13 protein-coding genes and 1 pseudogene are annotated in these 12,640 nt (G+C 72.4%); 4 read left to right on the top strand and 10 right to left on the bottom strand.

The window, feature by feature from the left end; genetic code table 11:
- Positions 1 to 19: 19 nt before the first annotated feature.
- A complete protein-coding gene (locus AC0OLQ_RS03740; RefSeq protein WP_484530196.1) occupies positions 20 to 1,225 on the bottom strand; it encodes a cytochrome P450 in 1,206 nt (401 codons plus the stop codon).
- Between the two features lie 184 nt (positions 1,226 to 1,409).
- Positions 1,410 to 1,592: an antitoxin gene (locus AC0OLQ_RS03735; RefSeq protein ID WP_484530195.1), complete on the bottom strand. Its 183-nt coding sequence runs from the start codon at positions 1,590 to 1,592 to the stop codon at positions 1,410 to 1,412.
- Between the two features lie 129 nt (positions 1,593 to 1,721).
- Between AC0OLQ_RS03735 and AC0OLQ_RS03730 the strand changes: the two genes are divergently transcribed.
- On the top strand, positions 1,722 to 2,825 hold the full coding sequence (locus tag AC0OLQ_RS03730) for an AI-2E family transporter (RefSeq protein ID WP_484530194.1): 1,104 nt from the start codon (positions 1,722 to 1,724) through the stop codon (positions 2,823 to 2,825).
- Between the two features lie 12 nt (positions 2,826 to 2,837).
- Here AC0OLQ_RS03730 and AC0OLQ_RS03725 read toward each other — a convergent pair whose 3' ends face one another.
- A complete protein-coding gene (locus AC0OLQ_RS03725; protein WP_484530193.1) occupies positions 2,838 to 3,500 on the bottom strand; it encodes a dienelactone hydrolase family protein in 663 nt (220 codons plus the stop codon).
- A 179-nt stretch (positions 3,501 to 3,679) separates the two neighbouring features.
- Here AC0OLQ_RS03725 and AC0OLQ_RS03720 point away from each other — a divergent pair, with 179 nt between their 5' ends.
- The 3 genes from AC0OLQ_RS03720 (at position 3,680) to AC0OLQ_RS03710 (ending at position 4,630) form a co-directional block, all read left to right on the top strand.
- Positions 3,680 to 4,072, top strand: a complete 393-nt coding sequence (locus AC0OLQ_RS03720; protein WP_091260961.1) for a MerR family transcriptional regulator — start codon at positions 3,680 to 3,682, stop codon at positions 4,070 to 4,072.
- Complete coding sequence (trxA, locus tag AC0OLQ_RS03715; protein ID WP_357332769.1) at positions 4,042 to 4,389, top strand: thioredoxin; 348 nt, start codon at positions 4,042 to 4,044, stop codon at positions 4,387 to 4,389. Before AC0OLQ_RS03720 ends, trxA begins: the two co-directional genes overlap by 31 nt.
- Positions 4,390 to 4,450: 61 nt before the next feature.
- On the top strand, positions 4,451 to 4,630 hold the full coding sequence (locus AC0OLQ_RS03710; RefSeq protein ID WP_357332767.1) for a hypothetical protein: 180 nt from the start codon (positions 4,451 to 4,453) through the stop codon (positions 4,628 to 4,630).
- Positions 4,631 to 4,678: 48 nt separating this feature from the next.
- On the opposite strand, the gene AC0OLQ_RS03705 is transcribed toward AC0OLQ_RS03710, so the two are convergent.
- The 7 genes and pseudogenes from AC0OLQ_RS03705 to AC0OLQ_RS03675 form a co-directional block, all read right to left on the bottom strand.
- Entirely contained in the window at positions 4,679 to 7,051 is a 2,373-nt protein-coding gene (locus tag AC0OLQ_RS03705) for a glycoside hydrolase family 65 protein (RefSeq protein ID WP_484530192.1), read from the bottom strand.
- Positions 7,048 to 7,797 (bottom strand): beta-phosphoglucomutase family hydrolase, encoded by a 750-nt coding sequence (locus tag AC0OLQ_RS03700; protein WP_484530191.1) that lies wholly within the window; start codon positions 7,795 to 7,797, stop codon positions 7,048 to 7,050. Before AC0OLQ_RS03700 ends, AC0OLQ_RS03705 begins: the two co-directional genes overlap by 4 nt.
- A gap of 47 nt (positions 7,798 to 7,844) precedes the next feature.
- A complete protein-coding gene (locus tag AC0OLQ_RS03695) occupies positions 7,845 to 8,312 on the bottom strand; it encodes a DUF4442 domain-containing protein (protein WP_484530190.1) in 468 nt (155 codons plus the stop codon).
- Positions 8,313 to 8,321: 9 nt separating this feature from the next.
- A complete protein-coding gene (locus AC0OLQ_RS03690) occupies positions 8,322 to 8,753 on the bottom strand; it encodes a VOC family protein (RefSeq protein ID WP_484530189.1) in 432 nt (143 codons plus the stop codon).
- 43 nt (positions 8,754 to 8,796) lie between these two features.
- Positions 8,797 to 8,853: pseudogene (locus tag AC0OLQ_RS03685) on the bottom strand (DUF397 domain-containing protein); the annotation flags it as partial.
- A 134-nt stretch (positions 8,854 to 8,987) separates the two neighbouring features.
- Positions 8,988 to 10,295 carry an ABC transporter ATP-binding protein gene (locus tag AC0OLQ_RS03680; RefSeq protein WP_357332757.1) on the bottom strand — a complete coding sequence of 436 codons (1,308 nt, stop codon included), beginning with the start codon at positions 10,293 to 10,295 and terminating at the stop codon, positions 8,988 to 8,990.
- Positions 10,296 to 10,399: 104 nt separating this feature from the next.
- Positions 10,400 to 12,637 (bottom strand): bifunctional glycosyltransferase/CDP-glycerol:glycerophosphate glycerophosphotransferase, encoded by a 2,238-nt coding sequence (locus AC0OLQ_RS03675; RefSeq protein ID WP_484530188.1) that lies wholly within the window; start codon positions 12,635 to 12,637, stop codon positions 10,400 to 10,402.
- Between the last annotated feature and the right edge of the window lie 3 nt (positions 12,638 to 12,640).

Here is a 12,640-nt window from a genome sequence, read left to right as displayed (position 1 = left end):
GCCCCCGTCCCGGCCCGGCTCACCAGGCCACCGGCATCGCCACCAGGCCCCGCACCAGCAGGCCGCTCTTCCAGGTCAGGTCCTCCACCGGCACGGCGAGCCGGAGCCCGGGCGCCCGGTCGAGCAGGGTCTCCAGCACCACCCGCAGCTCCATTCGGGCCAACTGCGCGCCGACGCAGTGGTGCACGCCGTGGCCGAAGCCGAGGTGCGGGTTGACCGCCCGGGTCAGGTCCAGCCGGTCGGCGTCGGCGAAGACCGTGCCGTCCCGGTTGGCCGCCGGGATGGAGACCACCACCGGCTCGCCCGCCCGGACCAGCACCCCGCCCAGCTCGACGTCCTCGGTGGCGTAGCGGGGGAAGGCGGCCGTCGCGCCCAGCGGGATGAACCGCATCAGCTCCTCGACGGCGCCCGGCACCAGCTCCGGCCGGTCCCGCAGGGTGTCCCAGGCGCCGGGGGTGGTGAGCAGGACGTACACCATGTTGGGGATCTGGGTCACGGTGGTCTCGTGGCCGGCGGCGAGCAGCCCGGCGGCGAGGGTGACGATCTCCTGCTCGGTGAGCCGGTCGGCGTTCTCGTCGCGGGCCCGGACCATGGCGCTGAGCAGGTCGTCGGTGGGTTCGACCCGGCGCCGGGCGATCAGCCCGCCCATGTAGGCGAGCAGGCTGTCGAGGTAGTGCTGGGCCAGCCCGGAATCCAGCGAAGTGGTCGAGACGATCGCCTCGGACCAGTAGTGGAACCTGTCCTGATCGGACACCGGCACGCCGAGCAGGTCGCAGATCACCCGGATCGGCAGCGGGGTGGCGAGGTGCGCCACCAGGTCGGCGGGCGGCCCGGCGGCCAGCAGCCCGTCGACCAGCTCGTCGGCCACCGCCCGGGTACGCGGGCGCAGCTCCTCCACCCGGCGCGCGGTGAACGCCTTCGCCACCAGCCGGCGCAGCCGGGTGTGCTCCGGCGGGTCCATCGAGAGGATGCCGGTCTCCTGCTGGCGCGGCGTGTTGCGGGGTTCGTCGCGACTGACCGACGCGGCCCGGCTGAACCGGGGGTCGCCGAGCACCGTCTTCACGTCGGCGTGCCGGGTGGCCAGCCAGGCGGGCTCGCCGTAGGGCAGTTGGACCCGGACCAGCGGCTGCTCGCGCAGCTCGGCGTAGCGGGCGTCCAGGTCGAGCCGGACAGGGGCGTTGAACGGGTAGCGCTGCGGGATGGTCGCCTCGGAAGTGTCGGTCACCGGCTGGCTCGCTCTCGTCCACGGCACCGCGGGCGGTGCGGGTCGACTCCGCACAACTCGACGCCGAGTCATGCCCCGACTGCGGATGGTAGCGAGATCGGTCGATGGAAACCAGAGGACTGTTCCGGTCCCGACACGACGATCCCGGGCCACCCACGCGGGACGGCCCGGGATCGCGGCGCGGTCAGCGGCCGATGTCGCCCTCGCCGGTCCGCTGCTGCGCCATGTCGACGCCCTTGTCGATCTTCTCGTCGTACTTGCCCTCGGTTCGTTTGTCGGCCATGTCGCCGCCCTTTTCGATCCCCTGGTCGACCTGCTTGTCGTGCTTGTCGGCCACGTCCTTGGCCTTGTCCATGAAGTCGCTCATGCCGGTTCTCCCTTCGATACCGTGAGTGCCTTCCCTGGCGCCGGAGGCACAAACGCGCCACGTCTGAAGGCCGCCCGGGTGTCGGATTCGCGTGCGTCGGGTACCAACGGCCACGATCGAGGAGGCGACGTGGACGAGGACGCTGGAACGCCGGAATCGGCGGAGCGGAACCGGGCGGCGGGACCGCGGCAGACCTGGGCGGGCCTGCCCTGGCCGGTGCGGACCGCCGTCACCTGGAGCGCCTGCCTCGTGGTGGTCATCGCCGCGCTCTGGCTGCTCGGGAAGATCGCGGTGCTGCTGGCGCCGCTGGCCGTGGCGCTGGCCGGCACGCTCTTCCTCGCCGCGCTGCTCGACCCGGTGCTGCTCCGGCTGCGCCGGCTCCGGGTGCCACGGGCGCTCGCCGCCCTGCTCAGCGTCCTGCTGCTGCTCGGCGTCCTGGTCGGCGTCGGGGTGCTGGTGTGGAACCTGACGGCGAGCCAGTTCAGCGAGCTGAGCCAGCAGCTCGAACAGGGCCTGGAGCGCAGCCGCGACTTCGTCACCTCCAGCCTGCCGGTCACCGACGAACAGCTCGACCGCCAGATCGAGCAGATCCGGAGCGGGCTGAGCGGCAGCGCCCCCGACCCGGTCGCCGGGGCGCGGACGGCCGCCGAGGTCGCCGGCTCGATCCTGCTCGCCCTGGTGCTGCTCTTCTTCCTGCTCAAGGACGGCCGGTCGATGTGGCACTGGGTGCTGGGCCGGATGACCGGACCGCGCCGCGACCTGGCCGCCGAGGCAGGCCGGGCCGGCTGGCGGACGCTCGGCGCGTACAGCCGGGGCACCATGATCATCGCGGCGATCGACGCCCTCGGCATCGGGTTGGCGCTGGTGGTGCTCCGCGTACCGCTGGCCCTGCCGCTCGCGCTGATCACCTTCCTCGGCGGGTTCGTGCCGATCATCGGCGCCACCGTGGCCGGCGCGATCGCCGTGCTCGTCGCCCTGGCCGCCAACGGCCCCACGACCGCCCTGCTCACCCTCGCCGCGGTGATCGCCGTGCAGCAGATCGAGGGCAACCTGCTGGAGCCGCTGGTGATGAAGCGGCAGGTGCAGCTGCACCCGGCGATCATCCTGGTGGTGGTCACCGCCGGCACGCTGATCGCCGGCATCGCCGGCGCGTTCGTCTCGGTGCCGATCGCCGCGGTCACCTGGCGCGTGCTGGACACCGTGCAACGCCACCGCGCCACCCTGCCCGGCTGACGCGGCTCGCGGTCAGGCCGGATGGGGCTGGCGCAGGTGGGTGATGAACCAGCTCCCGGCCTGGTCGGCCACCTGCTCCAGGGTGCCCGGCTCCTCGAAGAGGTGGGTGGCGCCGGGCACGATCCGCAGCTCGGCGATGTCGCCCAGCTCCGCCCGGGCCTGCTCGTTGAGCACGATCACCTGCTCGTCCAGCCCGCCGACGAGCATCAGCGTCGGGGCGCGTACCGCCGAGAGCGAGCTGCCCGCCAGGTCCGGGCGGCCGCCGCGGGACACCACGGCGCCGACCTGCTCCGGCCGGGCCGCCGCGGCGACCAGGGCGGCGGCCGCGCCGGTGCTGGCGCCGAAGAGCCCGATCGGCAGCCGGCCCAGGGTCGGCTCGGCGGCCATCCAGTCGACGATGGCGGCCAGCCGCTCGGCGAGCATCCCGATGTCGAAGCGCAGCTCGGCGGTGACCGCGTCCCGCTCGTCCTCCTCGGGGGTGAGCAGGTCGACCAGCACCGTGCCCAGCGCCCGCCCGTTGAACTCGTGCGCCACCGCGACGTTGCGCGGGCTGTGCCGCGAACTGCCGCTCCCGTGCGCGAACAACACCACCCCCACCGCCCCCGACGGCACGATCACATCCGCCGGCAAACCCCCGTCCGCGACGGGCACCCAGACCTCACGCGTCTCCCCCATACCCCACACCTCCGCCCCGCTCATACCCACCGACGCGGTGATCATGAGAACCGTTCTCCCCCACCGCCAACCTCATGAACACCGGGGTGGGGGCCGGGCGCGTGAGGGTTGCCTTGACGTCGGCGGCAAGGTTTAGCGTTTGGGCGGTCAGGGGCGAGCAACCTGGTGGGGCGGGTGGGATGCGAATCGGGGAGTTGGCGGAGCGGGCCGGGACGAGCACCCGGACCCTGCGGTACTACGAGTCCCAGGGGCTGGTGTGCCCGCGCCGGTCGGCGAACGGCTACCGGGTCTACGACGAGGCGGAGCTGCGCGTCGTGCACGAGATCCGGGCGCTGCTGGCGGTCGGCTTCGGGCTGGACGACATCCGGCCGTTCGTGGCCTGCCTGCGGGCCGGCAACAGCTCCGGCGACGTCTGCCCCGACTCGGTGGCGGTGCTGCGGCGCAAGCTCGCCGAGGTGGACGACTACCTCGACCGGCTCGGCGCGGTCCGCCACCAGCTGCACGACCAGCTCGCCCGCGCGATCGCCCATCGGGAGGAAACATGCCTCAGGACACGCAGCAGGGCCGACTGACCCCGGTCACCGACGAGACCTTCGCGGAAACCGTGTTGGCCGCCGACCGGCCGGTGGTGGTCGACTTCTGGGCGGAGTGGTGCCCGCCCTGCCGCCCGGTCTCCAGGCACCTGGCGGAGCTGGCCGAGGAGTTCGGCGACGCCCTGCGCTTCGTCACCGTGAATTCGGACGAGAACCCCCAGAGCACGCGGGCGTACCAGGTGATGTCGATGCCGACGATGCTGGTGTTCCGCGACGGCCAGGTGGTCGGCTCGATCGTCGGCGCCCGGCCGAAGAACCACCTGCGGCTGAGCTTCGCCCGGCACCTCGACGGTTGAGCCGGCCGGGATCGGGAAGGCGCGGGGTGACCACGGACCCCGACCGATCGCGAGGATCGTCATGGCGAAACAGGACAGGTCCCAGGAGCAGGAGCTCACCGACCAGGAACGCCGCAAACAGGAGCTGAAGGGCTCGTCGGACTGGGCGGACCGCGCCTCCGTGGCCCGCACCGCCGACGACGCGCGGGCGACGGCGCCACGCGACGCCGGCGGCCGGCCGTCCAACGGCCGCCAGTTCTGACGTACGTCCGCAAGCCCCGGCCCGCGCACTCGCGGGCCGGGGCTTCGGTCAGGTCATGTTCTCCGGCAGGTGCATCAGGGGCGCCCGCCCCGGCGGCTGCTCCGGCTGCGGCCCGGCCGGGTGCGCCGGCGGCACCGGCACGGTGACCGGCTGGGCGGCGGTGACGCGAATCGTCTCGGCGTGGTGACGCAGCTCCACCACGGTGTCCGGTCCCCCGTTGCGCAGCGAGTACGTGGTCTGGTGCGGCCGGACGTCGACCCGCAGCCGCATCGAACGCCACTGCAGGGAGAACTCCAGCCGGCTGAGCCGGCTCGGGAGCCGGGGCGAGAAGGAGAGCGTTCCGTCGTGGTCGCGCAGGCCACCGAAGCCGGCGACCAGGGCGATCCAGGCCCCGGCGAGCGAGGCCATGTGCACCCCGTCCCGGGTGTTCTCGTTCAAATCGTGCAGGTCCATCAGCGCGGCCTCGCGCAGGTAGCGGTGGGCCAGCTCGGGGTGCCCCACCTCGGCCGCCATCACCGCCTGGGTGCAGGCGCTCAGCGAGGAATCCCGTACGGTGCGCCGCTCGTAGTAGTTGAAGTTGCGCATCTTCTCCGGGCCGCTGAACGCGTCGCCCCGCCAGTGCATGGCGAGCACCAGGTCCGCCTGCTTGACGACCTGCTTCCGATAGAGGTCGAAGTACGGGTAGTGCAGCAGCAGCGGGTACTTCTCCGGCGGGGTGTGCTCGAAGTCCCACTCCTGCAACCGGGTGAAGCCCTCCACCTGCCCGTTCACCTCGATCTCCCGGTCGTACGGGAGGTGCATGGCGTGGGCCGCGTCCCGCCAGGCGGCCGCCTCCTCCTCGGTGACACCCAGGTCGAGAGCCTGATCCCGGTGGCGCATCGCGCACTCGGCGGCGGTCAGCAGGTTCCGCTGCGCCATCAGGTTGGTGTAGACGTTGTCGTTCTTGACCGCGGTGTACTCGTCCGGGCCGGTCACCCCGTCGATGTGGAACCGGCCGGTGCGGTCGTGGTGACCGAGCGACCGCCACAGCCGGGCCGTCTCGACCAGCAGCTCCAGCCCGATCTCCTGTTCCACCGTGCGGTCGCCGGTGACGAGCACGTAGCGGCGCAGCGCGTCGGCGATGTCGGCGGCGATGTGGAACGCGGCCGTCCCGGCGGGCCAGTACGCCGACGACTCCGGCCCCTCGATGGTCCGCCACGGGAAGGCGGCCCCCGCCAGGTTCAACGTCCGGGCCCGCTCCTGCGCCTGCGGGAGGGTGGAGTGGCGCCAGTAGAGCGCGTCCCGTACCGCCCCCGGCTGGGTGTAGGTGAGCACCGGCAGCACGAACATCTCGGTGTCCCAGAACGCGTGCCCGTCGTACCCCGGGCCGGTGAGGCCTTTGGCGGCGATCGGCCGGCGTTCCGCGCGGGCACCGGCTTGGAGCACGTGGAAGAGGCCGAACCGGACGGCCTGCTGCACCTCCGGGTCGCCCTCCACCCGCACGTCGGCGGCGTCCCAGAACTCGTCGAGGTATTCCCGCTGCTCCCGGCGCAGCCCGTCCCAGCCGTCCAGCCGGGCCGCGGCCAGCGCCGCACCGACCTGGTCGCGCAGCGCCGGCAGCGACCGCCGGCTGGACCAGCCGTACGTCAGGTACTTGACCACCCGCAGCTTCTGGCCGGGCTTGAGCACGCACCCGATGGTGGTACGGACCCAGTCCTCGTAGCCCTCGGATTCGATGCTGATGCGCTCCGGGGCGTCCACGTCGTGCGCCATCTGGGCGGCGACCCGCAGCCCGCTGACCTTGGTGCGGTGGATGAGCAGCCCGCCGTCGTCGGTGGTCAGCTCCTCCTCGGCCTGCAACGGCGACTCGAGCACGGCGGCCACCCGGGGGTCCCGGCTCTGCGGCGGCAGCGTCTCGTTGGCCACCAGCTCGGACTGGAGGATCAGCCGCAGCGGCCCTTCCAGCGCCTCGACCTCGTAGTGGATCGCGGCGACCGCCCGCTGGGTGAACGACACCAGCCGGGTGCTGCGGACCTTCACGTCCCGGCCGGCCGGCGAGCGCCAGTGCAGCTCGCGGTGGAGGGTGCCGGCGCGCAGGTCGAGGACCCGCTCGTGGGAGAGCAGTTCGCCGTAGCGGACGTCGAGCGGCTCGTCGTCGACCAGCAGCCGGAGCAGCTTGCCGTTGCTGACGTTGACGATGGTCTGCCCGGACTCGGGGAAACCGAAGCCGGCTTCCGCGTACGGCAGGGGGCGCAGCTCGTAGAAGGAGTTCAGGTAGGTGCCGGGCAGGCCGTGCGGCTCGCCCTCGTCGAGGTTGCCGCGCAGCCCGACGTGGCCGTTGGAGAGGGCGAAGACCGACTCGGACTGGGCCAGCACGTCCATGTCGAGGCGCACCTCACGGACGTGCCACGGCTCGACCGGATACGCCCGTTCCCGGATCACGCGGCCACCCCGGTGAGCAGCTCGGCCAGGTCGGTGACCACCACGTCGGCGCCGTGCGCGCGCAGGTCGTCGGCCTGGCCGACGCGGTCGACGCCGACCACGTACCCGAAGCCGCCGGCCTTCCCGGCGGCGACGCCGGCCAGCGCGTCCTCGAAGACGGCCGCGTTCGCCGGCTCCACCCCGAGCAACTGCGCGCCGGCGAGGAAGGTGTCCGGGTGCGGCTTGCCGCGCAGCCCGCGCTCGCGGGCGACGAGCCCGTCCACCCGGGCCTCCAGCAGCGGGTCCAGCCCGGCGGCGGCGACCACGTCCCGGCAGTTGGCGCTGGCTGAGACCACGGCCCGGCGCAGCCCGGCGCGGGCGGCCGCCTCCAGGTAGCGCACCGAGCCCTCGTAGACCTCGACGCCGTCGGTGTGGATCCGCTTGAGCAGGATGACGTTCTTCCGGTTGCCCACCCCGTTGACGGTTTCCGCCTCGGGCGGGTCGTCCGGCGAGCCCTCGGGCAGGGTGATCCCGCGCGAGGCCAGGAAGGAGCGCACCCCGTCGGCCCGCGGTTTTCCGTCCACGTACCGGTTGTAGTCCGGGCCGGGGTCGAACGGGCGGAACGGCTCGCCGGTGACCGCCGCGCGTGCCTGCAGGAACGCGTTGAAGGTCTCGGTCCAGGCGGCGTTGTGCACCTTGGCGGTCTGCGTGAGCACACCGTCGAGGTCGAAGAGACAGGCGGTCACGTGAGCGGGTAGGCCCAGCATTGTCTGAATCTATCCATGGCACCGGCCGGGCAAACCCGATTCGGACCTCAGCGGTTCGGGCGAAGTGTCCAGACCACGGTGAGCACCGAGGTCACGGTGCCGTCCTCGGTGCCGATCTCCACCTCGACCGGGAACTCCGGCCGTTGCCCGGCGTCCAGCTCGGCGATCACCTCGGCCGGGGTACGCCCCAGCCGGGCGGTGGCCAGGACCGGCCCCAGGGCGACCTTCTGGTAGCGGATGCTGGCGGTCACGGCCAGCGGCACGGCCCGGTCGAGCACCGGCCCGAACGCGGCGAGCACCACGGCCCCGGAGGCGGTCTCCCCGAGGGTGAACATGGCCCCGGCGTGCGGGCCGCCGACGTGGTTGTGGTGCTCCGGGGCGTCGGGGAGCCGGACCACGGCCCGGACGCCGCCCTCGGCCTCGGGGGCGACCTCGACGAATTCGATACCGAGCGTGCGGGCGAACGGCACGGCCTCCAGCAGACCGGCCGCCACCTGGCGAGAGTCGATGGACATGCCCAGACGCTACTTGTCAGTAACTTCCCCGGCAAGGGCGCCCGGGTCAGCGGGCACGGCCTGGCCGGCGGTGTTTCTTTCGGCATCGCTGCGCAGCACGCAGAACTCGTTGCCTTCGGGGTCGGCCAGCACGACCCAGCCGCTGCCGTCAGGCTCACGTCGGTCGGCGACGACGGTGGCACCCAGGGCCAGGACCCGCTCGACCTCCCGGTCGCGCGGCACGTCCGGTTGCAGGCAGATGTGCACGCGGTTCTTCACGGTCTTCGGCTCCGGCACACGCTGGAAATAGAGCCTTGCGCCGTCGGGCGGCTCGATGACGAGCTCCTCGTCATCGGGCTCGAACTCCGGGTCGACCGGGCAGTCGAAGACCCTGCTCCAGAAATGCGCCAGCTCGTACGGGTCGGCGCAGTCGAACGAGACGTTGCGGATCAAGGTCCCCATCGCGCCACCCTCCGGCCGGGCGGAGAAGGGGTCAACTCAATTCTCAGCGACGCTTGGCGTACGAGACGAAGGACGCCCAGCCCGTCGGGGTGAAGGTGAGCGCCGGCCCCTGCCGGTCCTTGCTGGCACGAACGCACCGTTCAGCCCCGGGTAGGCGCCGGTGCCTCGCGGCACCAGATGCAGGTGGACGCGCGGCCGGCGGCCCACCTCGACCAGGTGCCGCAACTGTTCCCGTCAGCGCCAGCCGACGTCGATCCGGTCGCCGCGCTCGTCGAAGAAGTGCAGCGCGTCCATCCGCACCTGCACGGCGAGCGGGTGCCCCGCCGACACCGCCGGATACGGTGCCAGCCGCACGGCCAGCTCCGCCGGGCGGCGGTGGTGCCGGCCCGGGTCGGGCAGCACGCTGGTCCGGCTCCCGCTGCCGCTCGGCGCGGCGGAGACCGGGGCGTCCGCGGCCCGACCGGCGAACCGCTGCATCACCTGGCCGAACCGGCGCAGGCCGCGCTGGCCGGGGGCGGCGTTCTCCGCCGGGGAGCCCATCTCGTCCACCACGATGGCCGTGGCGCCGATGTCGAGGAAGGCCAGCGACTCGTGGCCGTGGTGCTCCAGGTAGCGGATCCGGCCGTGGAGCACGTCGCCGGCGGTGTCCGGGGCGACCGGGGTGAGCGCCTCGGCCCGCATGCCGACCACGATCCGCTCGCCGTGGTAGTGCGCCACGGCCCGGCTGCGGATGTCGTCCCAGGGCAGGTAGAGCGCCTGCTCGCCGAGGTTCAGCGTGACGTACCGGTCGAGGTGGACGTAGACGGACGCCTCCAGCAGGTTCATCCGCGGGCTGCCGAGGAACGCGGCGACGTAGAGGGTGGCCGGGCGGCCGTACACCTGGGTGGGGGTGCCCACGTCCTGGAGCACGCCCTTGCGCATGATGGCGACCCGGTCGGCCATGGTCAGCGCCTCGGCCTGGTCGTGCGTGACGTAGATGGTGGTGACGCCCAGCTCGCGGGTCAGCCCGGAGATCTCGGCGCGCAACTCGGCGCGGAGGCCGCTGTCCAGGTTGGAGAGCGGCTCGTCCATGAGGAACAGGCCGGGCCGACGCACTATCGCCCGACCCATCGCCACCCGCTGCCGCTGGCCGCCGGAGAGCTGGCTGGGCTTCCGCGCGAGCACGTCGCCGATGCCCAGCGCGCTCGCCACGTCCTGGATCCGCTCGCCGCGCCGCTCGGGCTCGACGCCGGAGAGCCGGAGCGGGAAGCCGATGTTGTCGCCGACGGTCATGTGTGGATAGAGCGCGAAGTCCTGGAAGACCATGGCGATCTTCCGGTCCCGCGGCGGCAGTTCGTTGGCCACCTCGCCGCCGAGCATCACCGCGCCCGAGGAGGGGTCCTCCAGGCCGGCGACCATCCGCAGGACGGTGGACTTGCCGCAGCCCGAGGGGCCGAGCAGCACCATGAACTCGCCGTCGTTGACGTCCAGATTGATGGTGTCGACCGCGACTGTCCCGTCCTGGAACACCTTGGTGACATCCTTGAGCGCGACGGTGGTCACCGTCACCTCCCCAGCTCTCGGCCCGAACCCGGGATTGACTGTGACCAGGATCATGGGGTCCGCACATCGGGTAAACGTGCGATGTTCACATCGTGAAAGACCTATTACGTGGTATTGGCGGTCTTCCATCGGTAAGGTGACCGACGAGTAACCTCAACCGGCTCGTCCAGGAAGACCCGGCGGACCACCCGCTCGGCGGCGTGTCCGTCGTCCAGCGCACAGAACCGGGCCCGGAACCGCTGCCGGGCCTGCTCGGCGTCCGCCCCGCGCACCGCACCGCTCCGGAAGACGTCGAGCAGCCCGGGGAAGTTGACGGCGACCGCGCCCGGCGGCTCGGCGAGCAGGTCGAAGTAGACACCCCGGGCCACCCGGTAGGCGTCCCAGTCCGGCGCGTAGACCACGATCGGCCGGTCCAGCACCCCGTAGTCGAACATCGCCGAGGAATAGTCGGTGACCAGCACGTCCGCGGCCAGGTACAGGTCCTCGACCCGGTCGTGCGTGCTCACGTCCAGCACCGCGCCGTCGGAGGCGCCCCGGAGCCGCCGGTCCCGGTCGTGGAAGTAGTGGCTGCGCATCAGCAGCCGCCCGGACGGGCCGAGCACGTCGCGCATCCGGTCCGGGTCGAACGGCGGTCGCCAGCCGGGCAGGTGCTCCCGGTGGGTCGGCGCGTAGAGCACCACGTACTCGTCGGGGCCGATGCCCAGCGCCGCGCGGGCCTGGCGGCACTCCTCGGCGGTGGCGAGCGCCAGCCGGTCGTTGCGCGGATAGCCGACCTCCAGTGTGGTGTAGTCGGCCGGGTAGGCCCGCTCCCACATCTGCGTGGAGAAGCTGTTCGAGCTGACGCTGTAGTCCCAGCGGTCCACCCGGTGCAGCAGCTTCGCGAAGTTCATTCCCATCGCGCCGACCGGATAGCGCTGCTGGTCCAGCCCCATCACCTTCACCGGGGTCCCGTGGTGGGTCTGGACGTGCACCGAGCCGGGTCGCTTGCGGACGAAGTCCGGGAAGTTGACGTTGTTGACCAGCCAGCGGGCCCGGGCCAGCACCCGGTAGTACTCCCGGGTGCCGGCGACGACATACTCCACGCCCGGCGGCAGCACGTTCACCCGGTCCCGGCGGACGATCCAGACGCCGCGTACCTGGGGGGCGAGGCGGCGGGCGGCGGTGTAGATCGCGGCCGGGTTGCAGGAGTAGCCCCGGTACCAGTACGCCGCGTAGACGGCGAGCGTCGGGTCGAGCGGGCGGCGCAACTCGGCCCGGTAGTACTCGCGCAGCGCCGCGTTCCGGGCCCGGCGGGCGTTCCGCCGGGCCACCGGCAGCACCCGCCGCTTGACCCGCCGGGCCGAGCGCCGGGCCCGCTCCTCGACCTGGTGGGCGGCCCGGAGCGCGCTGAACGTCCGCCACCGCCCGGCCGCCACCAACCGGTGCTTCACCCCCTCCAGACCGGGCGGGACCGGGTAGCCCTCGGGCGGCAGGAAGCGGACGTAGTCGCTGTGGATCTGGGCGAAGAACGGCGGCCGCAACTCGGGGGCGATCCGCTCGCCGTTGCCGAGCACGGTCAGGTAGTGCCAGATCATCCGCTCGAACACGGCCGGGCGCAGCCCGGCCACCGCCGGCCCCCAGCGGTCCATCAGCCGGAACACCCGGTGCCACTGGGCGAAGACCTCGAAGTGCCGGTCCCCCCGGGTCCGGGTGATCGCCCCGGTCCGGCGCTGCCGGTAGTTGAGGCAGACCCGGTCCAGCACGCCGACCCGCTCGGCGGCCATCAGCACGGGATAGCTGAACGAGACGTCCTCGTACCAGCCGGGTTCGAAGCGCAGCCCCTGCTCGACCAGGAACTCCCGGCGGACGAGCCGGTTCCAGGCGGTGTGCAGCAGCCGCAGGGTCTCCGGCCGGTTCCGCAGCCGGAAGGTCGCCTCGGGCGGCGGCTCGGGGAACACGTCCCGCATGGCGCTACGGGTGCCGACGTTGTTCCAGTGCGCCCGGACGTGGTCGACGATCAGCACGTCCGGGCGGGTGGCGCGGAGCCGGTCGGCCACGTGCGGCAGGCAGCCGGGGACCAGCCAGTCGTCGCCGTCGACGAACCAGACGTACTCGCCGGTGGCCCGGTCCAGCCCGATGTTGCGGGCCGGACCGAGCCCGACGTTCTCGACGAGCCGGACCGGGTGGACCCGGGGATCGCGGGCCGCGTACTCGGCCAGGATCTCGCCGCTGTCGTCCGGGGAGGCGTCGTCGATCCCGATCACCTCGAGGTCGTCGAACGGCTGCTCGAGGATCGAGTCGAGACACTCCCGCAGGTAACCCTGCACCTTGAAGGCCGGTACGACGAAGCTGATCAGGGTCATCCC

The sequence above is a fragment of the Micromonospora sp. Utrum1 genome (assembly GCF_057197805.1).
The sequence above is the reverse complement of the archived record's forward strand: the minus strand, read 5'-3'. Positions and strand labels throughout refer to the sequence as shown.

Bases quoted from the DNA above. Each gene is read 5' to 3' on its own strand.
- AC0OLQ_RS03735 (WP_484530195.1), bottom strand. From the start codon at position 1,592: ATGAGCGACTTCATGGACAAGGCCAAGGACGTGGCCGACAAGCACGAC.
- AC0OLQ_RS03725 (WP_484530193.1), bottom strand. From the start codon at position 3,500: ATGGGGGAGACGCGTGAGGTCTGGGTGCCCGTCGCGGACGGGGGTTTG.
- AC0OLQ_RS03720 (WP_091260961.1), top strand. From the start codon at position 3,680: ATGCGAATCGGGGAGTTGGCGGAGCGGGCCGGGACGAGCACCCGGACC.
- trxA (WP_357332769.1), top strand. From the start codon at position 4,042: ATGCCTCAGGACACGCAGCAGGGCCGACTGACCCCGGTCACCGACGAG.
- AC0OLQ_RS03710 (WP_357332767.1), top strand. From the start codon at position 4,451: ATGGCGAAACAGGACAGGTCCCAGGAGCAGGAGCTCACCGACCAGGAA.
- AC0OLQ_RS03700 (WP_484530191.1), bottom strand. From the start codon at position 7,797: ATGCTGGGCCTACCCGCTCACGTGACCGCCTGTCTCTTCGACCTCGAC.
- AC0OLQ_RS03695 (WP_484530190.1), bottom strand. From the start codon at position 8,312: ATGTCCATCGACTCTCGCCAGGTGGCGGCCGGTCTGCTGGAGGCCGTG.
- AC0OLQ_RS03690 (WP_484530189.1), bottom strand. From the start codon at position 8,753: ATGGGGACCTTGATCCGCAACGTCTCGTTCGACTGCGCCGACCCGTAC.
- AC0OLQ_RS03675 (WP_484530188.1), bottom strand. From the start codon at position 12,637: ATGACCCTGATCAGCTTCGTCGTACCGGCCTTCAAGGTGCAGGGTTAC.